Source organism: Streptomyces sp. CNX435, from assembly GCF_059570575.1.
Map to the genome: position 1 here is coordinate 1 of NZ_JCANTA010000006.1, position 23,037 is coordinate 23,037.

The following is a 23,037-nucleotide window of genomic DNA, read 5'->3' on the forward strand; positions in this document are numbered from 1 at the left end:
CCTTGTAGGGGTTAAGGCCCCCTGTAGACGACGGGGTTGATAGGCCGGATCTGGAAGCCCTGTGAGGGGTGGAGGTGACCGGTACTAATAGGCCGAGGGCTTGTCCATAGCTGCTTGCGTCCACTGTGTTGGTTCTGAGACAACAACCTGTTTGTTGCTGGTTGTTTGTTTCATTGTGTTTCGGTGGTCATAGCGTTGGGGAAACGCCCGGTCTCATTCCGAACCCGGAAGCTAAGCCTGACCGCGCCGATGGTACTGCATGGGGGACCGTGTGGGAGAGTAGGTCACCGCCGAACAATCTTTAGAACTCAACCCCTGAGCTGCGGCTCAGGGGTTGAGTCATTTCCGGGAGCCTTGCAGACTGGGACAATGGCCGAAGAGATAGCCGTACTTCGTTGGGATGAGTCGCCAGACGGCGGGGACGGGCCTGCGGTCGTCCTGCTGGACCAGACGCGGCTGCCTGCCGACGAGGTGGGGTTGGTCTGTGCCGATGTGCCGGCGCTGGTGCGGGCGATTCAGATGCTTGCCGTGCGGGGTGCGCCGCTGCTCGGTATTGCCGGGGCTTATGGCGTCGCGCTGGCTGCCGCGCGGGGCGATGACGTCGGGGAGGCCGCCGAGTTGCTCGCGGGGGCGCGGCCGACCGCGGTGAACCTGGCGTATGGCGTACGGAGGGCACAGGCCGCCTGGCAGGGCCGGGACGGCGGTGCCGGCGGGGCTGCGGCCGCGTTGGCGGAGGCGCGGCGGTTGCATGCCGATGATGCGCGGGGCAGTGCGCGGATGGCCGAGCACGGACTGCGGCTGCTCGGAGAGCTGGTCCCCGAGGGCGGGTACCGGGTGCTTACGCACTGCAACACCGGGGCGCTGGTGTCCGGTGGTGGGGGCACTGCGTTCGCCGTGGTGCTGGCGGCGCATCGGTCGGGGGAGCTGCGGCGGCTGTGGGTGGACGAGACCCGTCCGCTGCTGCAGGGGGCTCGGCTGACCGCGTACGAAGCCGGGCGGGCCGGCATGCCGTACACGCTGCTGACCGACAACGCGGCCGGGTCGCTGTTCGCGAACGGGCAGGTGGACGCGGTGGTTCTGGGCGCGGACCGGATTGCCGCGGACGGGTCGGTGGCCAACAAAGTCGGGACGTACCCGCTGGCGGTGCTCGCCCGCTACCATCGGGTTCCGTTCCTCGTCGTCGCGCCGACGACGACGGTGGACTTCAACACGCCGGACGGCTCGGCCATCGAGGTGGAGCAGCGGGCCGGGGGCGAGGTCACGGAGTTCTCCGTGCCGCACGCCGCCGGGGCGCGTTCGGCAACGGCCGCGGTGGCGTATGCGGTCGCACCCGCGGGCACGGAGGCGTACAACCCGGCCTTCGATGTCACCCCGCCGGAGCTGGTGACGGCTCTGGTCACGGAGCGCGGGGTGGCCTCGCCGGTGACGGGGGATTCGCTCGCAGAGCTGTGCGGGCGTTGACCGCGGGTGATCGTCAGGGGAAGAGGCACGTCACGGCGGTGGCCGGGACGTGACCTGGGACACGGGATTCTCTGTATGGGATGTGTAAATGGGATGATGTCGTCATGAAGGGACGCGTTCTCGTCGTCGACGACGACACCGCACTGGCCGAGATGCTCGGCATCGTGCTGCGCGGGGAAGGCTTTGAGCCGTCGTTCGTATCGGACGGTGACAAGGCGCTCGCCGCGTTTCGCGAGTCGAAGCCCGACCTGGTGCTACTCGACCTCATGCTGCCCGGCCGGGACGGCATCGAGGTCTGCCGCCTGATCAGGGCGGAGTCAGGTGTGCCGATCGTCATGCTGACGGCGAAGAGCGACACCGTGGACGTCGTCGTGGGCCTGGAATCCGGGGCCGACGACTACATCGTCAAACCGTTCAAGCCCAAGGAGCTGGTGGCCCGGATCCGGGCCCGGCTGCGCCGGTCGGAGGAGCCGGTGCCGGAGCAGCTGGCGATCGGCGATCTGGTGATCGACGTCGCCGGGCACTCGGTGAAGCGCGGCGGTGAGCCGATCGCGCTGACGCCGCTGGAGTTCGACCTGCTGGTGGCGCTGGCGCGCAAGCCGTGGCAGGTGTTCACGCGCGAGGTGCTGCTGGAGCAGGTCTGGGGCTATCGGCACGCCGCCGACACGCGCCTCGTGAACGTGCACGTGCAGCGGCTGCGCTCGAAGGTCGAGAAGGACCCGGAGAAGCCGGAGATCGTGGTGACCGTCCGCGGTGTCGGCTACAAGGCGGGACCGAGCTGACGTGTTCCGCGTGCTGCCGCGGGAGGGCGTGCCCGGCGGGCCGGTGCAGCCGTTCGTGCGGCTGTGCGTGCGCTGGGTACGCCGCCCGTTGCGCATCGCGACCAGGCTGTACCGGCGGAACATCCAGCTGCGGGTGGTCGCCACCACGCTGCTGATGTCGCTGGGCGTCGTCGTGCTGCTCGGCATCGTCGTCATCGGCCAGGTCCGTAACGGTCTGCTGGAGGCGAAGCTCGGCGCCGCCCAGGGGCAGGCGCAGAGCGGCTTCGCGCAGGCGGAGATACGCGGCGCCGCGGAGGAGCCCGGCAGCGGCAGCGAGGCCACGACGGCCGTGAACTCCGCGGAGTGGCGGGCCGCCCTGGTGGAGCAGCTGATGGGCAGCGGGCAGGGCGTGGTGTCCGTGCTGGTGATGAGCTCCAACGTGGACAACGAGGCGGCCGGCTCGTCCGACAACCCGCGCGGCTCGCTGGTCTCGGACGACACGTCGGTGGACAGCATTCCGGCGGATCTGCGCGAGAGGGTCGACCGCGGCGGCGGATCCGGGATCTACGAGCAGTACGCGCGGGTCTGGAAGCGCGGCTCGGACGAGAGCGAGCCGTCGCTGATCATCGGCAAGCGGCTGAACGACCCGAACAACAATCCTTACCAGCTGTATTTCGTGTTTCCCTTCACGCAGGAAGAGAAGACGCTGAGCCTGGTGAAGGGCACGCTGGCGACGGCCGGCGTGTTCGTGGTGGTGCTGCTCGGCGCCATCGCCTGGCTCGTCGTACGACAGGTCGTCACGCCCGTCCGGATGGCCGCCGGCATCGCCGAGCGGCTGGCCGCGGGGCGGCTGCAGGAGCGGATGAAGGTCAGCGGCGAGGACGACATCGCCCGGCTGGGCCAGTCGTTCAACAAGATGGCGCAGAACCTCCAGGTGAAGATCCAGCAGCTGGAGGAGCTGTCGCGGATGCAGCGCCGCTTCGTCTCCGACGTCTCGCACGAGCTGCGCACCCCGCTGACGACGGTGCGGATGGCCGCGGACGTGATCCACGAGGGGCGCGAGGACTTCGACCCGGTGACCGCGCGCTCCGCGGAGCTGCTGCTCGACCAGCTGGACCGGTTCGAGTCGCTGCTCTCCGACCTGCTGGAGATCAGCCGCTTCGACGCGGGCGCCGCGGCGCTGGACGCCGAGCCCGTCGACCTGCGTGAGATCGTGCGGCGCGTCGTGGGCGGCGCGCAGATGCTCGCGGACGCCAAGGGCGGGCGGCTGCTCGTGCGGGGCGACGAGCGCCCCGTGATCGCGGAGGTCGACGCGCGGCGCGTGGAGCGGGTGCTGCGGAACCTGGTCGTCAACGCCGTCGAGCACGGCGAGGGCCGTGACGTCGTCGTGCTCCTCGGCGCGTCCGAGAGCGCGGTGGCGGTGGCGGTCCGCGACTACGGCGTGGGGCTGAAGCCCGGCGAGGCGACGCGGGTGTTCAACCGCTTCTGGCGCGCCGACCCGGCCCGGGCCCGGACGACTGGAGGGACCGGCCTGGGGCTGTCCATCTCCCTGGAGGACGCCCGGCTGCACGGCGGCTGGCTGCAGGCGTGGGGCGAGCCGGGTGGCGGGTCGCAGTTCCGGCTGACGCTGCCGCGGACGGGCGGAGAGGCGCTGCACGGCTCGCCGGTGCCGCTGGAGCCGGACGACTCGCGGGCGCGGCGTGCGGCGCGGGCGGTCCCGGAGCCGGGCGCGGTGAGTGTGGCGCAGGCCGGCGGATCGGCGGGCGGGGAGCTGCTGGGCACCGTACCGGCGCAGGGCGGGCGTGGGACGGGCGCTGCCGCGCGTGCGGCGGCGCCGCGGCCCGTGGCGCGGGCGGAGGCGGATCCGACGGCGCTGCCGGGCAGCGGGCGGCGGGTCAGCGGGTATGCGGGGGCGGCGGACGAGGCGGCGGCGCCGGGTGGCGCCGCAGGCGAGGATGTGGCGGAGGGGGTGTCCGTGGGCGCGTCTGGGGGCGGGCCCGAGGGTGTCTCGGAGAGTGGCGAGGGCGGCGATGCGGTCCCTAGTGAGGTCGGCAGCGAGGTCGGGAGTGAGGTCGGCGGTGAGGGGGAGCGCGGTGGTCGCGGCTAGCCGTACGGGGAGGACGTCGGCGGTACGCGGGCGGGGCCGGCGGGCGTCGGCCCGTACCCCCGGGCCGTACGGGCGCCCCGGGCCGTACGGACGCCGGCGTCCAGCCCGTAGGCGCCGCTATGCCACCGCCGCTCTGCTCGCGGGCTTCCTGCTCGTCACCGGCTGCGCCTCCATGCCCGACAGCGGGGGCGTGCACCAGGTGCCGCTGTCCGAGCAGCGCGAGGATCCACGCGCGCGCACATACGCCGAGCGGCCGGAGCCCGGGGCCAGGCCCCAGCGCATCGTGTCCGACTTCCTGGAGGCCCTGCGCAGCGACGACTACGCCACCGTGGCAAAGGCATATCTTACGGAGAAGGCGCGCGTGTGGACGCCCGGCGAGACGACGGTGCTCGCTGAGGCGCCGGAGGTCACGGAGTGGCGGCCGACCGGGCCCAAGCCGGTGAACCGCGAAAAGGTGAGCACGGCGGTCGTGCAACTGCACGGCGACAAGGTCGCGCGGCTCAACGAAGCCGGCACGTACACGCCGGACGAACGCCCGTACAGCCTGAATATCGAGCTGTCCAAGGAGCGCAAGTCCGGCCAGTGGCGGATCGTCGATCCGCCGCGCGGGCTGGTGATCAGCCGGGCGGACTTCGAGCGGACCTTCCAGCCGGCCAGTACGTACCACTTCACGGCGCGCAGCAAGGACACGCTCGTCGCCGACCCCGTCTACGTACGCAGGCGGATCGATCCCGTCACGGATGCCGTGCGCACGCTGCTCGACGGGCCGGGCGGGCTGATCGGCACGGTGACGCAGACGACGTTCCCGGAGCGCACCAAGCTGGCGGAGAACCAGCGGCTGACGGTCAACGAGGAGGGCACGCTGCGGGTGCGGCTCGTGACGCGGACGAAGCCGGGGCTGTACACGTGCGAGCGGATGGCGGCGCAGGTGCTGCACACCGCGCAGAGCCAGGAGGGCGTGCGCGTCGACCACGTGGAGCTGCTGACCGCCAAGGACACCAAGCTGTGCGACCTGAGCGCGACGGCGGGCGAGCGGTATGCGCCGGACCGGCTGGCGCGCCACCCCGACTCGCTGTACTTCATCGACTCCAAGCACCGGCTCGTACGGACTCCTCCGGGGCCGGACGGGGGCGACGCCGGGCCCGCGACGGTGATCAGCCCGCTCGGCGACGGCAGACCGGCGTTCGGCTCTGCGGCGGTGGCCCGCTCGGAGAAGAAGGCGGCCGGGGTCACGGCCACCGGGCGCGAGCTGTACGTGTCGTCTCTGGACGAGTCCTCGTCGCTGGGCGACCCGCTGGTGACCAGCGACGCCACCGAGGCGCAGGCGGAGCGCGGCGACGGGCTCACCGCGCCGAGCTGGGACGGCCTGGGCGACCTGTGGGTGGCGGACCGGGTCGGCGGGGAGTCGCGGCTGTACTGGATGGCGGGCGGCGCCAGCGAGCCCGTGCGCATCGACGTCACCGGGCTGGACGGGCGTATCGAGGCGCTGCGGATGTCGGCGGAGGGGGCGCGGATAGCGCTGGTCGTCAGCGAGGGTTCGGAGAGCCGGCTGGTGCTGGGCGTGGTGTCGGTGGAGGACGGCGTGCCGGTGGTGGCGCAGCTGCGTGACACGGGGCCGCTGGCGGAGGTGCGGGCCGTGTCGTGGGCGGGCGAGAGCCGGCTGCTGGTCGTGGGGCGGGAGACCGAGGGCGTGCAGCAGATGCGGCTGGTGTCGACGGACGGATCGGTGCCGCCGGCGGCGGAGCTGGGGCAGGGCCTGACCGGGGTGACGGCGGTGGCGGCGGCGGAGGACGGTACGAAGCCGCTGGTGGCGGCGTCGGAGGACGGGATCGTGCGGCTGCCGCAGAACGCGTACTGGAAGGCGGTGTCGGGCGGGGAAGGGGGCACGGCGCCGGTGTATCCGGGGTAGGTGCGCTGGGGCCGGTTTCCGGGACCGGGCCGGGCGGCCGGGCGGGGCCGGGGCGGGGCGTGGTTGCCGGGGCTGGGTGTGGGGGCGGCCGGGTCTGGTGGACCTCACAGGTCTGGCGGGTCTGGCGGGTCTGGCGGGTCTGACTGCCGGTGGCGGGTGGCCGGTGGCCGGGGCGGCGGCTCGGTTATCCACATACGCGGGGTTGTCCACAGGTGGGTCGCGGGTGTCGGTGGGCCCGGGCATGGTGGACGTATGCGGGGGACAGGACGGGAACTGGCGGGGTTGTTGCTGTCGGCCGGCTGCGCGGGATGCGGGGCCGGGCGGGGCGCGGGGGCGCTGTGCGTGGAGTGTGCGGCGGAGCTGACGGCGGGGGCGGTGCGGCGCGTGGTGCCGCGGCCCCGGCCCGCTGGGCTGCCCACGGTGTACGCGGCGGTGGCGTACGGGGGCGCGGCGCGGGCGGCGCTGCTGGCGCACAAGGAACGGGGTGCGCTGCGCCTGGCCCGCCCGCTGGGCGCGGCCCTGGCGGCGGGGGTCCGGGCGGCCGGGGCCGGCCGGGGTGCTCGCGGCGGGGCGCGGGGTGAGGCGCGGCCGGGGGAGCCGGAGGGCGAGCGCGTCGTCCTGGTGCCCGTGCCGTCGGCGCGGGGGGCCGTGGTGCGGCGGGGGCACGATCCGGTGCGGCGTATCGCGCTGGTCGCCGCGGAGCGGCTGCGGCGGGGCGGGATACGGGTGGAGCTGCTGCCCGTGCTGCGGCAGCGGCGGGCGGTGGCGGATCAGGCTGGGCTGAGCGCGGTGGCGCGGCAGCGGAATGTCTCCGGGGCGCTGGAGGCGGTCCGGGGCGGTGCGCTGCGGTTGCGTGCGCCGGGGTGCCGGGTCGTGCTCGTGGACGACGTACTGACGACCGGGGCGTCGCTCGCGGAGGCGGCTCGGGCCGTACGCGCCGCATGCGACCGTGACGCGGTCGCGGCGGCGGTCGTGGCCGCGCCGCGGGACGCGTTCGAAGCCGGTCGCGCGTGCCCGCTCCCTTGACTGCAATCTTACGTTTCTGCAGGTAGAAAGGAGGTATGCGTACCTGATCGAACCATCGACGCCTTAGGGGGTGCCGCGGCATCTGAGGCGAGCTATGTTCGATTGTGAGGAGGCTGTGGGGACAGCGGATGGGCCGAATCCGCCGCCTTCCGTGGGGTGTCGATCTTGTCGGTGGGGGAGGAGGAGGTGAAGGCCGGTCCTTCCGCGGGGAGGGTCCGGCGGCAGAGAACCCCGAGGCTCCGGCAGCCACCGGGGCCCAGCGCACCAAAGGACCGGCTTCGCCCGTCAGCTCAGCGGTAAGCGGAGCCGCTCCAGAACGGAGTTCTGCGTGGACATCGTCGTCAAGGGCCGCAAGACCGAGGTTCCCGAGCGGTTTCGTCGGCACGTGGCCGAGAAGCTGAAGCTGGACAAGATCCAGAAGTTCGACGGCAAGGTGATCAGCCTCGACGTCGAGGTGTCCAAGGAACACAACCCGCGGCTGGCCGACCGCTGCGACCGGGTCGAGATCACGGTGCACTCCCGGGGGCCCGTGGTGCGCGCGGAGGCGGCCGCGGCCGATCCGTACGCAGCCCTGGACCTGGCGACGGCCAAGTTGGAGGCGAGGCTGCGCAAGCAGCACGACAAGCGCAAGACCCGGCGGCCCGGCAAGGGCCGGCGCACCGCGGCGGAGGTGGGCGCGGTCGTCGCGCAGGCGGCGCAGCTCACCGATGACGGGGAGCTGACGACCCCGTCCATGGAGACGACGGGGGAGAACGAGACGCAGCGGAACGGCTCTCGGCCTCTTCGCCGGGGACCGCTGGAAGTGGACGGTGACGGCCCGCTGGTGATGCGGGAGAAAACCCACGCCGCCCCGCCGATGACGCTCGACCAGGCGCTGTACGAGATGGAGCTCGTCGGGCACGACTTCTATCTGTTCGTCGACTCCGACAAGAAGCTGCCCAGCGTTGTCTACCGCAGGCACGCATATGACTATGGCGTGATCCACCTAGACCCTTATCCGATCGAGGAGTCGCTGCCGGACGGCGCGGGGGGCGCCTTGGGCGGCTGAAAGGCGACGGTACGCGGGCGGCGGGGGCGTCACCCCGCCGCCCGGTCGTGAAATCATGTGCGCGCACGGCAAAGTCGGTGCCTGGGGGCAAGAGTGGCGGAGTTCGATCTGAGCGGAGCTGGTGAGCCGAAGGCGACGGTCGGTCCCCGGGAGGAGCCGATCCGAGTCCTCGTCGTGGACGATCATGAGCTCTTCCGCCGCGGCTTGGAGATCGTGCTCGCCCAGGAGGAGGACATCCAGGTCGTCGGCGAGGCCGGCGACGGCGCCGAGGCCGTCGACAAGGCCGCCGACCTCCTTCCCGACATCGTGCTGATGGACATCCGGATGCCGCGGCGCAGCGGCATCGAGGCGTGCACGGCCATCAAGGAAGTCGTGCCCAGCGCGAAGATCATCATGCTGACGATCAGCGACGAGGAAGCCGACCTCTACGACGCGATCAAGGCGGGGGCGACCGGCTACCTGCTCAAGGAGATCTCCACCGACGAGGTCTCCACCGCGATCCGCGCCGTGGCCGACGGGCAGTCGCAGATCAGCCCGTCGATGGCGTCGAAGCTGCTGACCGAGTTCAAGTCGATGATCCAGCGCACCGACGAGCGGCGCCTCGTGCCGGCGCCGCGGCTGACCGACCGGGAGCTTGAGGTGCTCAAGCTGGTGGCCACCGGCATGAACAACCGCGACATCGCCAAAGAGCTGTTCATCAGCGAAAACACGGTGAAGAACCACGTGCGCAACATCCTGGAGAAGCTGCAGCTGCACTCCCGGATGGAAGCCGTCGTCTACGCGATGCGCGAGAAGATCCTCGAAATCCGCTGAGCCCCCGGGCGCCGCGGCCGCGTTCGGAGCCCCCGACGCGAAGGCCGCGACCGCCCGGTCGCTCAGCCTGCGGCCAGGGCCTTCTCCGCCGCCCGTGCGAGCGGAGTGTGCAACTCCGGCGGGCTGACCCGCTCCACCCGTACCGCCTGCGCCCCGACCCAGCTCGCCGCCTCCGCCAGCGCCGCGGCGGTCGGCTCCACGGCCTTCGCCGGCGTGACCCCGCCCGGCCGGTCGGCGCCGAGCGTGACCTGGCGGGCGACGAGCGTGCTCCCCTCGCGGCCCGGGTCGACCCGGCCGACGAGCTTGCCGCCGGCGAGCACGGGCATGGCGAAATACCCATGTATCCGCTTGGGCTTCGGCACGTATGCCTCCAGCCGGTGCGTCAGCCCGAAGATCCGCTCCGTACGCGGGCGGTCCCACACCAGGGAGTCGAACGGGGACAGCAGCGTGGTCCTGTGCCGCCCCCGCGGGGCCTCTGCCAGCGCCTCCGGGTCGGCCCACGCCGGCTTGCCCCAGCCCTCGACCTCCACCTCGACCAGCTCCGTGTCACCCACGACCGCGGCGACCTGCTCGCCTTTGAGACGGTGATAATCAGCCAGGTCCGCGCGCGTGCCCACGCCCAGTGCGCGGCCCGCCTGGGTGACGAGGCGGCGTAGGCACTCCTCGTCCGCCAGGTCGTCGTGGAACAGCTCGTCCGGAACGGCGCGCTCGGCCAGGTCGTACACCCGCTTCCAGCCGCGCCGGGCCGTGACCACCACCTCGCCCGCGTCCAGCAGCGTCTCCACCGCGATCTTCGTCTCCGACCAGTCCCACCACGGGCCGCCGTTCTTCGCCCCGCCCAGGTCCGTGGAGGTCAGCGGGCCGTCGGCGCGCAGCCGGTCCACGACGGCGGCACGGGAGCCCTCCGGGTCCTGCAACTGGTGCCAGCGGTAGCCGCGGGCGCGGCGCTCCCGGCGGCGGAAAGCGAACAGCGGCCACTCCTCCATGGGCAGGATGCAGGCCGCATGCGACCAGTACTCAAAGGCGGCCGTCCCCGACCAGTACGCCGACTCCACCGCCTCGCGGCTGACGGCGCCCAGGCGCGCGTACGGCACCAGCTCGTGCGACCGGGCGAGCACCGAGATGGTGTCCAACTGCACCGCGCCCAGCCGCCGCAGCACGCCGCGGGCCCCGGCCCGGCGCTCCGGCGCGCCGAGCAGCCCCTGGGCGCGCAGGGCGATACGGCGGGCGTCGTCGGCGGAGAGAGACACGTTCGTGGTCATGCCGGCGAGCGTAGAGCCTGCCTCTGACAACCCCTCGCCCCCGCCCCTCGCCCCCGCCCCTCTCCCGCCCCCTCCCCTCGCCGTCTGCATTGCCCTGCTTTTGGCCGGCCGTGTCGCTCGGCGGCAGGCGGGCGGCGTCGGAACGTCGTCAGGCGGGCGTGCCCGGTCCGTACGGCACCTGTGGGGCCAGGCCCGTGTCCGACGGCAGCAGCGACGCCACCCAGGCGTCCCGCCGGACGCCCCGGTGGATGATCCGGGAGCGCAGCACGCCCTCCATCGTGAAGCCGGCCTTCCGGGCCACCGACCGCGATCCCTCGTTGCCCACCTGCGCCAGCCACTCCAGCCGGTCCGCGCCCAGCTCCGTGAACGCCCACCGCGCCAGCGCCGCCACCGCCTCGCCGGCGTAGCCCCGTCCGCGGTGCCCGGGGGCGGTCCAGAAGCCGATCGAGCGGACGCGCTCCTCGGGCCCGGCGGTGCGGCCGACGCCCGCCGAGCCCACCAGTGTGCCGCTCTCCAGGTCGGTGAGGACCAGGTCGTACTGCCGGTCCTCGCGCCAGCCCGCCGGGATCATCTTCAGGACGTACTCCTCGGCGTGCTCCCGCTCGTACGGCGACGGGACCGGCAGCCAGCGCTGGATGCCGGGGTCCTGGCAGGCGGCCAGGACGGCGTCGACGTCACCGGGCTCTGCGGGGCGGAGCAGCAGGCGCTCGGTGACCAGGGTGATCGGGTCCATGGAGAAGATTGTCCGCGGGCGGGGCGGGTGGCGCCAGCAGTGCAGTTGGACACCCGGTGAGCTGTCGGACACTCACCGCGACGGCGGCGGCAGGTACGGCATCCGTGACCGCAGCCCCACGTCCGAGGGCAGCAGCGACGCCACCCAGGCGTCGCGCCGCGTGCCGTGGTTGACGAACCACGAGCGCAGCGTGCCCTCCATCGTGAACCCCGCCCGGAGCGCCACCGCCCGCGACGGTTCGTTGCCCACCTCGGCGAACCACTCCATCCGGTCGATGCCCACCTCCGTGAACGCCCACCGCACCACGGCCGCCGCCGCCTCCGCGGTGTATCCGCGCCGCCGCTGCTCCGGTGCCGTCCAGTAGCCGAGTTCCGCGACGCGCTCCGCGTGCCGCGACGGGGTGAAGCCGACGAGGCCCATCGAGCCCACCAGGGCGCCGCCGTCGCGGGCGAAGACGCCGAAGTTGTACATGGTGTCCTCGCGCCAGCCAGCCGGGCTGACCTTGAGGACGAATTCCTCCGCGTGCGCGCGCCCGTACGGCGACGGTACGCGCGTCCAGCGCTGGATGTCGGGGTCCTGGCAGGCGGCGAGGACGGCGTTGATGTCGCCGGGTTCCATGGGGCGCAGCAGCAGGCGGCCGGTGTCCAGGGTGACGGGTTCCATCTCCGGATTCTCCGCCTCCGCCTTCCGCCCCCGCCACGGCTTTTCCCGCCGCACCGGCCGGCCCGCGGGCCGGCCGGTGCGGGGGTGCGCGGCCTTTGCGGCACTTTCCACGGTGTTCGGACGTTGACACGTACGGTGACGGCACCTAACGTCCCTGGGCTGGACCTCCCGGGGCGCCCGCGTCCTCGCATACGATGGCCGGTGCGGCCATGGGCTCCGCGAGGCCCGAGAGGAGCCCCAGAGGACAGGGGCCGCACCAGCGCACCCGACCGTGCCAGGCCCGACCGGCAAGGAGCCAGCCCAAAGTGTCCGTCTTCGGAAAGATCATGCGCGCAGGCGAAGGAAAGATCCTGCGCAAGCTCAGCCGCATCGCGGACCAGGTCAACTCCATCGAAGAGGACTTCAAGCACCTCTCCGATGACGAGCTGCGCGCACTGACCGAGGAGTACAAGAAGCGGTACGAGGAAGAGGGCGAGTCCCTCGACGACATCCTGCCCGAGGCGTTCGCCACCGTACGAGAGGCGGCCAGGCGGATCCTCGGCGAGCGGCACTACGACGTCCAGATCATGGGCGGCGCGGCGCTGCACGAGGGCTACGTGGCCGAGATGAAGACCGGCGAGGGCAAGACCCTGGTCGGCACCCTGCCCGCGTACCTCAACGCGATCTCCGGCAAGGGCGTGCACATCGTCACGGTCAACGACTACCTCGCGCAGCGCGACTCCGAGTGGATGGGCCGCGTGCACACCTTCCTCGGCCTGTCCGTCGGCTGCATCCTCGCCAACATGCCGCCGGCGCAGCGCCGCGAGCAGTACAAGTGCGACATCACCTACGGGACGAACAACGAGTTCGGCTTCGACTACCTGCGCGACAACATGGCGTGGTCGAAGGACGAGCTGGTGCAGCGCGGCCACAACTTCGCGATCGTCGACGAGGTCGACTCCATCCTCATCGACGAGGCCCGTACCCCGCTGATCATCTCCGGCCCTGCCGACCAGGCCACCAAGTGGTACGCCGACTTCGCCAAGCTGGTCACCCGGCTGTCCAAGGGCGAGCCGGGCGACCCGCGCCTGGGTAAGCAGGAGACCGGCGACTACGACGTGGACGAGAAGAAGCGGACCGTCGCCATCCACGAGGCCGGCGTCGCCAAGGTGGAGAACTACCTGGGCATCGACAACCTCTACGAGTCGGTGAACACCCCGCTCGTCGGCTACCTGAACAACGCCATCAAGGCCAAGGAGCTGTTCAAGAAGGACAAGGACTACGTCGTCATGAACGGCGAAGTCATGATCGTCGACGAGCACACGGGCCGTATCCTCGCCGGCCGCCGCTACAACGAGGGCATGCACCAGGCGATCGAGGCCAAAGAGGGCGTCGACATCAAGGACGAGAACCAGACGCTCGCCACGATCACCCTGCAGAACTTCTTCCGCCTCTACAAGCGCCACGACCACGAGGGCAAGGAACTGCCGGGCCTCGCCGGCATGACCGGCACGGCCATGACCGAGGCCGCCGAGTTCCAGCAGATCTACAAGCTCGGCGTGGTGCCCATCCCCACCAACCGCCCGCTGGCGCGCATGGACCAGTCCGACCTGATCTACCGCACCGAAGAGGCGAAGTTCGACGCCGTCGTCGACGACATCGAGGAGAAGTACAAGAAGGGCCAGCCGGTGCTGGTCGGCACGACGTCGGTGGAGAAGTCCGAGTACCTCTCGCAGCAGCTCAGCAAGCGCGGCGTGCAGCACGAGGTGCTCAACGCCAAGCAGCACGACCGCGAGGCCATCATCGTCGCGCAGGCAGGCCGCCGCGGCGCGATCACCGTCGCCACGAACATGGCGGGCCGCGGCACCGACATCAAGCTCGGCGGCAACCCCGACGACCTCGCCGAGGCCACCCTGCGTCAGCAGGGCCTGGACCCCGTCGAGCACGCCGATCAGTGGGCGGCGGCGCTGCCGGCCGCGCTGAAGCAGGCGGAGGAAGCGGTCAAGGCCGAGTACACCGAGGTCAAGGACCTCGGCGGGCTGTACGTGCTGGGCACCGAGCGGCACGAGTCGCGGCGCATCGACAACCAGCTGCGCGGTCGCTCCGGCCGCCAGGGCGACCCCGGCGAGTCCCGCTTCTACCTGTCCCTCGGCGACGACCTGATGCGGCTGTTCAAGGCGCAGCTCGTCGAGCGGGTCATGTCGATGGCCAACGTGCCGGACGACGTGCCGATCGAGAACAAGATGGTCACCCGCGCCATCGCCTCCGCCCAGTCGCAGGTCGAGCAGCAGAACTTCGAGACGCGCAAGAACGTCCTGAAGTACGACGAGGTCATGAACCGCCAGCGCGAGGTCATCTACGACGAGCGCAAGCGGGTGCTGGAGGGCGAGGACCTGCACGAGCAGGTGCGCCACTTCATGGACGACACCATCGACGCCTACATCCAGGCGGAGACCGTCGAGGGCTTCGCCGAGGAGTGGGACCTGGAGCGGCTGTGGTCCGCCTTCAAGCAGCTCTACCCCGTCTCCGTGACCATCGAGGAACTGGAGGAGGCCGCCGGCGACCGCGCGGGCATCACCCCCGAGTTCATCGAGGACATGGTCAAGGAGGACGTCCACGCGCAGTACGACAAGCGCGAGGAGCAGCTCGGTTCGGAGATCATGCGGGAGCTGGAGCGCCGGGTCGTGCTGTCGGTGCTGGACCGCAAGTGGCGTGAGCATCTCTACGAGATGGACTACCTCCAGGAGGGCATCCAGCTGCGCGCGATGGCGCAGAAGGACCCGCTGGTGGAGTTCCAGCGCGAGGGCTTCGACATGTTCAACGCCATGATGGACGGCATCAAGGAGGAGTCCGTCGGCTACCTGTTCAACCTGGAGGTCCAGGTCGAGCAGCAGGTCGAGGAGGTCCCGGTGCAGGACGCGGTGCCCGCCGAGGACGCCGCGCCGCAGGACGCGGTGCCGGCCCCGGCCATCCGCGCCAAGGGTCTCGAACAGCCCCAGCGCCCCGACCGGCTGCACTTCTCCGCGCCCACCGCGGAGGGCGGCGTCGCGGAGGGCGAGCTGGCCACCGACGGGGCGCAGGGCGGCGGGGCCGGCGGCTCGGGCGGCGGCCGCACCCGGGCGGAGCGCCGCCGGGCCCAGAAGGGCGGCTCGAAGGGCAAGCGGCGCAAGAAGTGACGCAGGCGACGCGGTAGTTACGTCGCCGGACGGCGGGGCCGGTCCTGCGGGACCGGCCCCGCCGTCGTGTGCGCGGCCGGTTCTGAGCACGGGCGGCTGGGCAGTTGGACACGCGGGTGGTTGCGCGGACGCGGGTGCGGGTACGGCCGCGCGCCGGGCTCGCGGTGGCTTACGCCGCTCCGGGCGCCGCGGATCTCCCGTACGGGCCCCTCCCGTGGCTCCGTACGGCGCCTACGAGGCACCCGCCGCGGTCTGCGGGCCCACGTCAACCGCGGCGCAGCGCCAGCGGCGGTCCGGGCCCAGCTCCAGCCGGAAGGCCAGCGCCCGCAGCCGGCCGCCCACGGCGACGCGGGCGAATGCCTCGATGACGTCGGGCGCCGGGCGGCAGTAGCCGCACGCCTGCAGCTCGGGGCGGGTGCGGTGGCGCAGCGGCAGCTCGTCGGCGAACGCGGCGAGTTGGTCGTACGCGCGGCCGGCGGTGTGGCCGAGCAGCCAGTACATCGGCCGCTGTCCGCTGAGCGCGAGCACCAGCCGTTCGGCGAACCACTCGTGCGGCCGCAGTTCCCCCGGCCGGCGGCGCGCGGGCAGCCGGTGCGGCCGGCGGGTGTCGCGGCGGTCCGGCGGGCAGGTACGGGGCCGGGGCCGGCGGCGCGGTGGCCGGACCGGCGCCCGCCGCGGCGGCGCGGGCGTCGCCCCGTCCGCGGGGTCGAGGGCCGGGTCGTACGCCGGGTCGTGCGGTGTTTCGTGGGCCGGGTCGTGCGCTGTCGGATGCGGTGCCCCAGGCGGTGGCTCGTGCGGTGGCTCGTGCGGTGGCCGGTGCGGTGGCTGGTGCCGTGGCTCGTTACGTGGCTCGTACGGTCGTCGTCCCTGCGGCCGGCGTTCCGGTCGCCGTGCGGGCCGGCCGGTGTCCGGCCGGGCGTCTGTGGTCGTCACGCTGTCACCCCCGTGATGCGTGTGGTTCGCGGTGCCCGAAGGTGTACCCGGCCCCCGCGGCGTGCCGCAACGCCCCCGCCCCCGCCCGGGCGGCCCCACGACATTCACCTATCAGGGTGATGGCCGCCACCCCGCCTCCTGGTCCCGCCCCTCGTCACGCCGGTGAAGGCCGTCGCACACGATGCCGTCGCCGCGCGCCCGGTCGACCCACTCGGACGGGGGACGGCGGCCGTATAGTTCGCCCATGCGCGTGTACGTCCCCCTGACACTGCCCGGCCTGGCGCGGGCGCACGAGGCCGGTGAGCTGGGCCCGGCGCCGCTCCTCGGCTACGCCGTGACGCCGGCGCTGCGCGAGTGGTACGTCTCCGACAACCTCGAGGAGCTGGAGTACGCGGCGCTGACCCGCGCCGCCCAGGCGTCGCTGCGGCTGCTGGCGCTCACCCCCGCCCCCGGCGCCCCACCGCGCCGGGTCGTGGTCGCGGCGGAGCTGCCCGACGCCGCCGCGACGGCCGACCCCGACCGCGGGCTCGACCCCGCCGCGATCGGCGAGGTGCGTATCGCCGCGGCGGTGCCGCTGAAGCTGGCGGCGGCGGTGCACGTGGACGCGGACGACGCGGCGGCGGACGTCGCGGCGGCCGTGGCCGCGCTCGGCGCCGCGGACGCCGGAGACGACGACGCACGTTTCACGGTCGACGGCGCGGAGGACCACGAACTGCTCTGGTACGGCGTACAGGAGATTGAGAACCTCGTCGGCTGAGCGGGCTCCCGGCCCGGTTGTCACACCGGCCGGTTACCGTTCTGGGGTGCGTACACATCTCGTCTGGGACTGGAACGGCACCCTCTTCCACGACATCCACGCGGTGATAGAGGCGACCAACGCCTCCTTCGCCGAGCTGGGCCTGCCTCCGATCACGCTGGAGCGCTATCGCGAGCTGTACTGCGTCCCGGTGCCCCGGTTCTACGAGCGGCTGATGGGCCGGCTGCCGACGCCCGAGGAGTGGGCGGTCATGGACGAGGCGTTCCACCGGCACTACTGGGTGCGCGCCGAGGACGCCGCCCTCGCCGACGGCGCGGCGGAGCTGCTGGCGCAGCGGCGGGCCGCCGGGCAGACGCAGTCGCTGTGCTCCCTCGCGCCGCACGAGCAACTGCTGCCGATGGTGCGCTCGCACGGCATCGCGGACCACTTCGTACGCATCGACGGCCGCACCGGCCCGTCCGACGGCGGCAAGGCGACGCACATGGTGCGCCACCTCGGCGCGCTGCAGGGCATAGACCCGTCCCGCACGGTCGTCATCGGGGACGCGGTGGACGACGCCACGGCCGCGCGGCACGCGGGCGTGCGCGCCGTGCTCTACACCGGCGGTTCGCACAGCCGGGCGAGCCTCCAAGCCGCGGGCGTCCCGGTGGTGGACAGCCTGGCGGAGGCGGTCGCGGCGGCGGACGAGCTGGCGGCGTAGCAGCCGTACGCTCCCCGCCCCGGTCGTCACCGGCCGCGTCCTGCCCGTCCTGCCTGTCCCGCCCGTCCCGCCGGCCCCACCCGCCGTCCGCAGGGCGCCGGCCGCCCTTGCCGCCCGTATGCCCCCGGGGTGACGTTCGCCACCTGGTGAACACCGCCCCCCGCCCGGTCATACGGAAGGCTTTAGTCCAGGTGAAGGCCGTCTCCGCAGGCTGAAAGCTGTGCAGATCGGCAAAGAACTGGCGCTGCGTTTGTACACATTCGGACGTGGACGCGGCCTGGGCCCGAGGGGATAGCCTGGTGGGCGTGATCAGCCCGATATCTCACCGGGGCGACGGAGGTGGGGCCCGAGGGGCCCCCACCGCGCTCCTCCCGGCGTCGGCCGGTGCCGGGGGCGCCACCCGGGGGATGGCTGATCGGCGAAACCGGTGCCGCCGACCGATGATGGCCGGAAGCGGACCGGCGCGTTTCCCCGTTCCGGCACGATGCCGCGCACGGCCCGGAGGCATCCGGGCCGCGGCGCCGTGCCCGCTCGTCAGCAGGGCCGGGGCGAACCCCCGGCCCACCAGAACCGTCACGCAACGGCGCGCGACAGGAGCCTGAGGACCATGCAGATCAAGCTGGATGAAGCCAAGAACGAGCTGCTCGCGCACGCCGCGCGGGTGGACGGGACGGGTGAGGGGGGATTGGCCCCCGAGACCCTCGACGCGTACCTCCAGCGCTACTACCTGCACACCGCGCCCGAGGACCTGCTCGGCCGGGACCCGGTCGACGTCTTCGGCGCCGCGCTCTCCCACTACCGCCTGGCCCAGAACCGTCCGCAGGGCACCGCCAACGTGCGCGTGCACACCCCCACGGTGGAGGAGAACGGCTGGATGTCCAGCCACAGCGTCGTGGAGGTGGTAACGGATGATATGCCGTTTTTGGTGGACTCCGTCACCAATGAGCTGTCTCGTCAGGGGCGCGGCATTCACCTGGTGATCCACCCGCAGATCGTCGTCCGCCGGGACGTCACCGGCCGGCTGCTGGAGGTGCTGGACGCCGGCCGCGACCCGAACGCCGCGCCGCCGTACGTCCGCGGCCTGGAGGACCTGCCGCATGACGCCGTCGTCGAGTCGTGGATCCACGTCGAGATCGACCGCGAGTCCGACCGCCAGGACCTGAAGCAGATCACCGCTGACCTGCTGCGGGTGCTGTCCGACGCCCGCGAGGCCGTCGAGGACTGGCAGAAGATGCGGGATTCCGCGCTGCGGATCGCGGATGATCTCGACGAGGAGCCGCTGCCGGACGACATGCCCACGCAGGAGGTGGAGGAGGCCCGGGAACTGCTGCGCTGGCTCGCCGCGGACCACTTCACGTTCCTCGGCTACCGCGAGTACCGCCTGACGGTCAACAGCGACGGCGAGGAGCTGACCGCCGTCCCCGGTACCGGCCTCGGCATCCTGCGCGCCGACCCCGCCCACGCCGCGTACGCCAAGGACGACGGCAAGCCGCAGCCCGCCTCCGAGTCCTTCCACCGGCTGCCGGCCAACGTCCGCGCCAAGGCCCGCGAGCACCGCATGCTGGTGCTCACCAAGGCCAACAGCCGCGCCACCGTGCACCGCCCGGCCTACCTCGACTACGTCGGCGTGAAGAAGTTCGACGCCGACGGCAACGTCGTCGGCGAGCGCCGCTTCCTCGGCCTGTTCTCCTCCGCCGCGTACACCGAGTCCGTACGCCGCGTGCCCGTCGTCCGCCGCAAGGTCGCCGAGGTGCTCAGCCGCGCCGGCTTCACGCCCAACAGCCATGACGGCCGTGACCTGCTGCAGATCCTCGAAACATATCCGCGCGACGAGCTTTTCCAGATCCCCGTCGCGGAGCTGCAGGCCATCGTCATCAGCGTGCTGTATCTGCAGGAACGCCGCCGGCTGCGGCTCTTCCTCCGGCAGGAGGAGTACGGGCGCTACTACTCGGCCCTCGTCTATCTGCCGCGCGACCGCTACACCACCACCGTGCGGCTGCGGCTGATCGACATCCTCAAGGAGGAGCTCGGCGGCACCTCCGTCGACTTCACCGCCTGGAACACCGAGTCGGTCCTGTCCCGGCTGCACTTCGTCGTCCGCGTCCAGACCGGCACCGAGCTGCGCGAGCTGACCGAGGCCGACGTCCACCGCATCGAGAACCGCCTCGCCGACGCCTCCCGCTCCTGGAACGACGGCTTCACCGAGGCGCTGGTCGCCGAGTTCGGCGAGGAGCGCGCCGCCGAGCTGACCCACCGCTACGCCGGCGCCTTCCCCGAGGGCTACAAGGAGGACTTCGCGCCCCGCACCGCCGTCTCCGACCTGCAGCACTTCGAGAGGCTCAGCTCCCGCGGCGGCACCGAGTCGTTCGCCCTCAGCCTGTACGAGCCGGTGGGCGCCGCGCCCAACGAGCGCCGGCTGAAGGTGTACGGGGCGGACGCGCCGTTCTCGCTCACCCGTGTGCTGCCCGTGCTGCACAACCTCGGCGTGGAGGTCGCCGAGGAGCGGCCGTACCTGCTGCGCTGCGCCGACGGCGCCGACGTCTGGGTCTCGGACTTCGGGCTGCGGTTCCCGCCGTCGCAGAACGGCGGCGGCCTGGAGGTCGGCGAGGACGCGCGCGAGCGCTTCCAGGAGACGTTCGCCGCGGTGTGGAACGGCGAGGCGGAGGACGACGGGCTCAACGCCCTCGTGCCCGTCGCCGGGCTGACGTGGCGGCAGGCGATGGTGCTGCGCGCGTACGCCCGCTATCTGCGCCAGGCCGGCTCCAAGTTCAGCCAGTCGTACATGGAGGACACCCTCCGTACCAACGTGCACACCACCCGGCTGCTGGTGAACCTCTTCGAGGCGCGCATGGCACCGGAGCGGCAGCACGCCGGGCGGGAGCTGACCGACGGCATCCTGGAGGAGCTGAACGGCGCGCTGGACCAGGTGGCCTCCCTCGACGAGGACCGCATCCTGCGCTCCTTCCTCACCGTCATCCGGGCGACGCTGCGCACGAACTACTTCCAGACCGACAAGGACGGCAGCTGGCACTCGTACCTGTCGCTGAAGCTCGACCCGCAGGTCATCCCCGGCCTGCCCGAGCCGCGCCCGGAGTACGAGATCTGGGTGTACTCACCGCGCGTCGAGGGCGTGCACCTGCGCTTCGGCAAGGTCGCGCGCGGCGGGCTGCGCTGGTCCGACCGGCGCGAGGACTTCCGCACCGAGGTCCTGGGCCTGGTCAAGGCGCAGGAGGTGAAGAACACCGTCATCGTCCCGGCTGGCGCCAAGGGCGGCTTCGTCGGCAAGCGGCTGCCGGACCCGTCGGCGGACCGCGACGCCTGGCTGGCCGAGGGCATCGCCTGCTACAAGACGTTCATCTACGGCATGCTCGACATCACCGACAACCTCGTCGGCGGCGAGGTCGTGCACCCCAAGAACGTCGTACGGCACGACGAGGACGACACGTACCTCGTCGTCGCCGCCGACAAGGGCACCGCGACCTTCTCCGACATCGCCAACGAGGTCGCCGTTTCGTACGACTTCTGGCTCGGCGACGCCTTCGCCTCCGGCGGCTCCGCCGGCTACGACCACAAGGGCATGGGCATCACCGCGCGCGGCGCCTGGGAGTCGGTCAAGCGGCACTTCCGCGAGCTGGGCGTGGACTGCCAGACGGAGGACTTCACCGCCGTCGGCATCGGCGACATGTCGGGCGACGTCTTCGGCAACGGCATGCTGCTCAGCGAGCACACCCGGCTGGTCGCCGCCTTCGACCACCGGCACATCATCGTCGACCCCGATCCGGACCCGGCCGTCTCCTACGCCGAGCGCCGCCGGCTGTTCGAGCTGCCGCGCTCCTCCTGGGAGGACTACGACACCGCCAAGCTCTCCGAGGGCGGCGGAGTGTTCTCCCGCAAGGCCAAGGCGGTCCCGGTGAACGCGAAGATGCGCCGGGCGCTCGGCATCGGCGACGGCGCCGCGAAGATGACGCCGGCCGAGCTGATGAAGGCGATCCTCCAGGCGCCGGTCGACCTGCTGTGGAACGGCGGCATCGGTACGTACGTGAAGTCCTCGGCGGAGTCGCAGGCCGACGCCGGCGACCGGGCGAACGACGTGATCCGGGTGGACGGCGTCGACGTACGGGCGCGGGTCGTCGGTGAGGGCGGCAACCTCGGGGCGACGCAGCTGGGCCGGATCGAGTTCGCGCGGGTCGGGGGTCCCGACGGGAGGGGCGGGAAGATCAACACCGACGCGATCGACAACAGCGCCGGTGTGGACACGTCCGACCACGAAGTGAACATCAAGATCCTGCTCAACCAGGTGATCGGCGACGGCGACATGACCGTCAAGCAGCGCAACCTGCTGCTGGGGGAGATGACCGACGAGGTCGCCGCGCTGGTGCTGCGCAACAACTACGCGCAGAACACCGCCCTGGCCAACGGCGTCGCCCAGGCCCCCAGCCTGCTGCAGGCCCACCACCGGTACATGCGCAAGCTCAGCAAGGAGGGCGCGCTCGACCGGGACCTGGAGTTCCTGCCCACCGAGAAGCAGATGCGCGAGCGCCTCGCCGCGGGCGTCGGCCTCACCCAGCCCGAGCTGGCGGTGCTCCTCGGCTACACGAAGATCACCACCGCCGAGGACCTGGTCACCACCGCGCTGCCCGACGACCCGTACCTGGAACGGCTGCTGTTCGCGTACTTCCCGCAGCCGCTGCGCGAGCGCTTCCCGGACCAGATCCGCGCGCACGCGCTGCGCCGCGAGATCGTCACGACGGTGCTCGTCAACGACACCGTCAACACCGGCGGCACGACCTTCGTACACCGGCTGAAGGAAGAGACGGGCGCGTCGACCGAGGAGATCGTACGGGCGCACACCGCGGCCCGCGCGATCTTCCACCTCGGCGACTTCTGGGACGAGGTCGAGACCCTCGACAACGTCATCGACGCCGACGTCCAGACCCGCATCCGGCTGCACTCGCGCCGGCTGGTCGAGCGCGCCACCCGCTGGCTGCTCAACAACCGTCCGCAGCCGCTGCAGCTGGGCGACACCATCGACTTCTTCAGCGAGCGGGTCGCGCGGGTCTGGGCGGCGCTGCCGAAGCTGCTGCGCGGCGCGGACCTGGAGTGGTACGAGCGCAACCAGAACGAGCTGACCGACAGCGGCGTCCCGGCCGAGCTGGCGCAGCGGGTCGCCTCCTTCTCGGCGGCGTTCCCGACGATGGACATCGTCGCCGTCTCCGACCGCGCGCGACACGAGCCGCTGGACGTCGCGGAGGTGTACTACGACCTCGGCGACCGGCTGCACATCAGCAAGCTGATGGACCGCATCGTCGAACTGCCGCGCGCCGACCGGTGGCAGTCCATGGCGCGTGCGGCCATCCGCGAGGACCTGTACGCGGCGCACGCGCTGCTCACCGCCGACGTGCTGGCGGCGGAGCCGGACGGGGGCGACGACGTGGTGACGCCGGAGCTGCGGTTCAAGGCGTGGGAGGGGAAGAACGCGGCGATCCTGGGCCGGGCGCGGAGCACGCTGGACGAGATCCAGAGTTCGGAGTCGTTCGACCTGGCGAACCTGTCGGTGGCGATGCGGACGATGCGTACGTTGCTGCGGACGAACCGGTAGGGGTGTCGCGGGGTAGCGGTACGGGTGCGCGGCGGGTGACGCGGGCGTTGCGGGTGTTGCGGGTGTTGCGGGTGGCGTGGGCGTTGCTCGAAGTCCGGGGCGGGCGAATG

General features: G+C 72.0%; 15 protein-coding genes and 2 rRNA genes. 13 read left to right on the top strand and 4 right to left on the bottom strand.

Annotation, left to right across the window (positions count from 1 at the left end; translation table 11 throughout):
• From T328_RS12670 to T328_RS12710, 9 genes are all read left to right on the top strand, one after another.
• Positions 1–108, top strand: a 23S ribosomal RNA gene (locus T328_RS12670); the annotation flags it as partial.
• A gap of 71 nt (positions 109–179) precedes the next feature.
• Positions 180–296, top strand: a 5S ribosomal RNA gene (gene rrf / locus T328_RS12675).
• Positions 297–369: 73 nt separating this feature from the next.
• Complete coding sequence (gene mtnA / locus T328_RS12680) at positions 370–1,461, top strand: S-methyl-5-thioribose-1-phosphate isomerase (protein ID WP_496496099.1); 1,092 nt, start codon at positions 370–372, stop codon at positions 1,459–1,461.
• 104 nt (positions 1,462–1,565) lie between these two features.
• The gene (gene mtrA / locus T328_RS12685) at positions 1,566–2,243 is read left to right on the top strand and encodes a two-component system response regulator MtrA (RefSeq protein WP_018840454.1); all 678 of its coding nucleotides are present in this window, start codon (positions 1,566–1,568) and stop codon (positions 2,241–2,243) included.
• A gap of 1 nt (position 2,244) precedes the next feature.
• On the top strand, positions 2,245–4,329 hold the full coding sequence (mtrB, locus tag T328_RS12690; protein ID WP_496496100.1) for an MtrAB system histidine kinase MtrB: 2,085 nt from the start codon (positions 2,245–2,247) through the stop codon (positions 4,327–4,329).
• A gap of 172 nt (positions 4,330–4,501) precedes the next feature.
• Positions 4,502–6,238: an LpqB family beta-propeller domain-containing protein gene (locus tag T328_RS12695; RefSeq protein WP_496496101.1), complete on the top strand. Its 1,737-nt coding sequence runs from the start codon at positions 4,502–4,504 to the stop codon at positions 6,236–6,238.
• A 252-nt stretch (positions 6,239–6,490) separates the two neighbouring features.
• A complete protein-coding gene (locus tag T328_RS12700; protein ID WP_496496102.1) occupies positions 6,491–7,264 on the top strand; it encodes a ComF family protein in 774 nt (257 codons plus the stop codon).
• A 328-nt stretch (positions 7,265–7,592) separates the two neighbouring features.
• Positions 7,593–8,312, top strand: coding sequence for a ribosome hibernation-promoting factor, HPF/YfiA family (hpf, locus tag T328_RS12705; protein WP_496496103.1), 720 nt, complete (start codon positions 7,593–7,595; stop codon positions 8,310–8,312).
• 93 nt (positions 8,313–8,405) lie between these two features.
• Positions 8,406–9,125 (top strand): response regulator, encoded by a 720-nt coding sequence (locus T328_RS12710; RefSeq protein WP_496496104.1) that lies wholly within the window; start codon positions 8,406–8,408, stop codon positions 9,123–9,125.
• Positions 9,126–9,187: 62 nt separating this feature from the next.
• Here T328_RS12710 and T328_RS12715 read toward each other — a convergent pair whose 3' ends face one another.
• The 3 genes from T328_RS12715 to T328_RS12725 form a co-directional block, all read right to left on the bottom strand.
• The gene (locus tag T328_RS12715) at positions 9,188–10,387 is read right to left on the bottom strand and encodes a winged helix-turn-helix domain-containing protein (RefSeq protein ID WP_496496105.1); all 1,200 of its coding nucleotides are present in this window, start codon (positions 10,385–10,387) and stop codon (positions 9,188–9,190) included.
• Between the two features lie 148 nt (positions 10,388–10,535).
• Positions 10,536–11,120, bottom strand: coding sequence for a GNAT family N-acetyltransferase (locus tag T328_RS12720; protein ID WP_496496106.1), 585 nt, complete (start codon positions 11,118–11,120; stop codon positions 10,536–10,538).
• A 72-nt stretch (positions 11,121–11,192) separates the two neighbouring features.
• A complete protein-coding gene (locus T328_RS12725) occupies positions 11,193–11,783 on the bottom strand; it encodes a GNAT family N-acetyltransferase (RefSeq protein WP_496496107.1) in 591 nt (196 codons plus the stop codon).
• 305 nt (positions 11,784–12,088) lie between these two features.
• On the opposite strand from T328_RS12725, the gene secA reads away from it, so the two are divergent.
• Positions 12,089–14,938, top strand: coding sequence for a preprotein translocase subunit SecA (secA, locus tag T328_RS12730; protein WP_496496108.1), 2,850 nt, complete (start codon positions 12,089–12,091; stop codon positions 14,936–14,938).
• A 231-nt stretch (positions 14,939–15,169) separates the two neighbouring features.
• On the opposite strand, the gene T328_RS12735 is transcribed toward secA, so the two are convergent.
• Positions 15,170–15,871, bottom strand: coding sequence for an Rv3235 family protein (locus T328_RS12735; protein WP_496496109.1), 702 nt, complete (start codon positions 15,869–15,871; stop codon positions 15,170–15,172).
• A gap of 244 nt (positions 15,872–16,115) precedes the next feature.
• Between T328_RS12735 and T328_RS12740 the strand changes: the two genes are divergently transcribed.
• The 3 genes from T328_RS12740 (at position 16,116) to T328_RS12750 (ending at position 22,927) form a co-directional block, all read left to right on the top strand.
• On the top strand, positions 16,116–16,628 hold the full coding sequence (locus tag T328_RS12740) for a DUF6912 family protein (protein ID WP_496496110.1): 513 nt from the start codon (positions 16,116–16,118) through the stop codon (positions 16,626–16,628).
• A 46-nt stretch (positions 16,629–16,674) separates the two neighbouring features.
• Positions 16,675–17,328, top strand: coding sequence for an HAD family hydrolase (locus T328_RS12745; RefSeq protein ID WP_496496111.1), 654 nt, complete (start codon positions 16,675–16,677; stop codon positions 17,326–17,328).
• A 607-nt stretch (positions 17,329–17,935) separates the two neighbouring features.
• The gene (locus T328_RS12750; RefSeq protein WP_496496112.1) at positions 17,936–22,927 is read left to right on the top strand and encodes an NAD-glutamate dehydrogenase; all 4,992 of its coding nucleotides are present in this window, start codon (positions 17,936–17,938) and stop codon (positions 22,925–22,927) included.
• Positions 22,928–23,037 lie beyond the last annotated feature (110 nt).

Bases quoted from the DNA above. Each gene is read 5' to 3' on its own strand.
- mtnA (WP_496496099.1), top strand. From the start codon at position 370: ATGGCCGAAGAGATAGCCGTACTTCGTTGGGATGAGTCGCCAGACGGC.
- mtrA (WP_018840454.1), top strand. From the start codon at position 1,566: ATGAAGGGACGCGTTCTCGTCGTCGACGACGACACCGCACTGGCCGAG.
- T328_RS12695 (WP_496496101.1), top strand. From the start codon at position 4,502: ATGCCCGACAGCGGGGGCGTGCACCAGGTGCCGCTGTCCGAGCAGCGC.
- T328_RS12700 (WP_496496102.1), top strand. From the start codon at position 6,491: ATGCGGGGGACAGGACGGGAACTGGCGGGGTTGTTGCTGTCGGCCGGC.
- T328_RS12715 (WP_496496105.1), bottom strand. From the start codon at position 10,387: ATGACCACGAACGTGTCTCTCTCCGCCGACGACGCCCGCCGTATCGCC.
- T328_RS12720 (WP_496496106.1), bottom strand. From the start codon at position 11,120: ATGGACCCGATCACCCTGGTCACCGAGCGCCTGCTGCTCCGCCCCGCA.
- T328_RS12725 (WP_496496107.1), bottom strand. From the start codon at position 11,783: ATGGAACCCGTCACCCTGGACACCGGCCGCCTGCTGCTGCGCCCCATG.
- T328_RS12740 (WP_496496110.1), top strand. From the start codon at position 16,116: ATGCGCGTGTACGTCCCCCTGACACTGCCCGGCCTGGCGCGGGCGCAC.
- T328_RS12750 (WP_496496112.1), top strand. From the start codon at position 17,936: ATGCAGATCAAGCTGGATGAAGCCAAGAACGAGCTGCTCGCGCACGCC.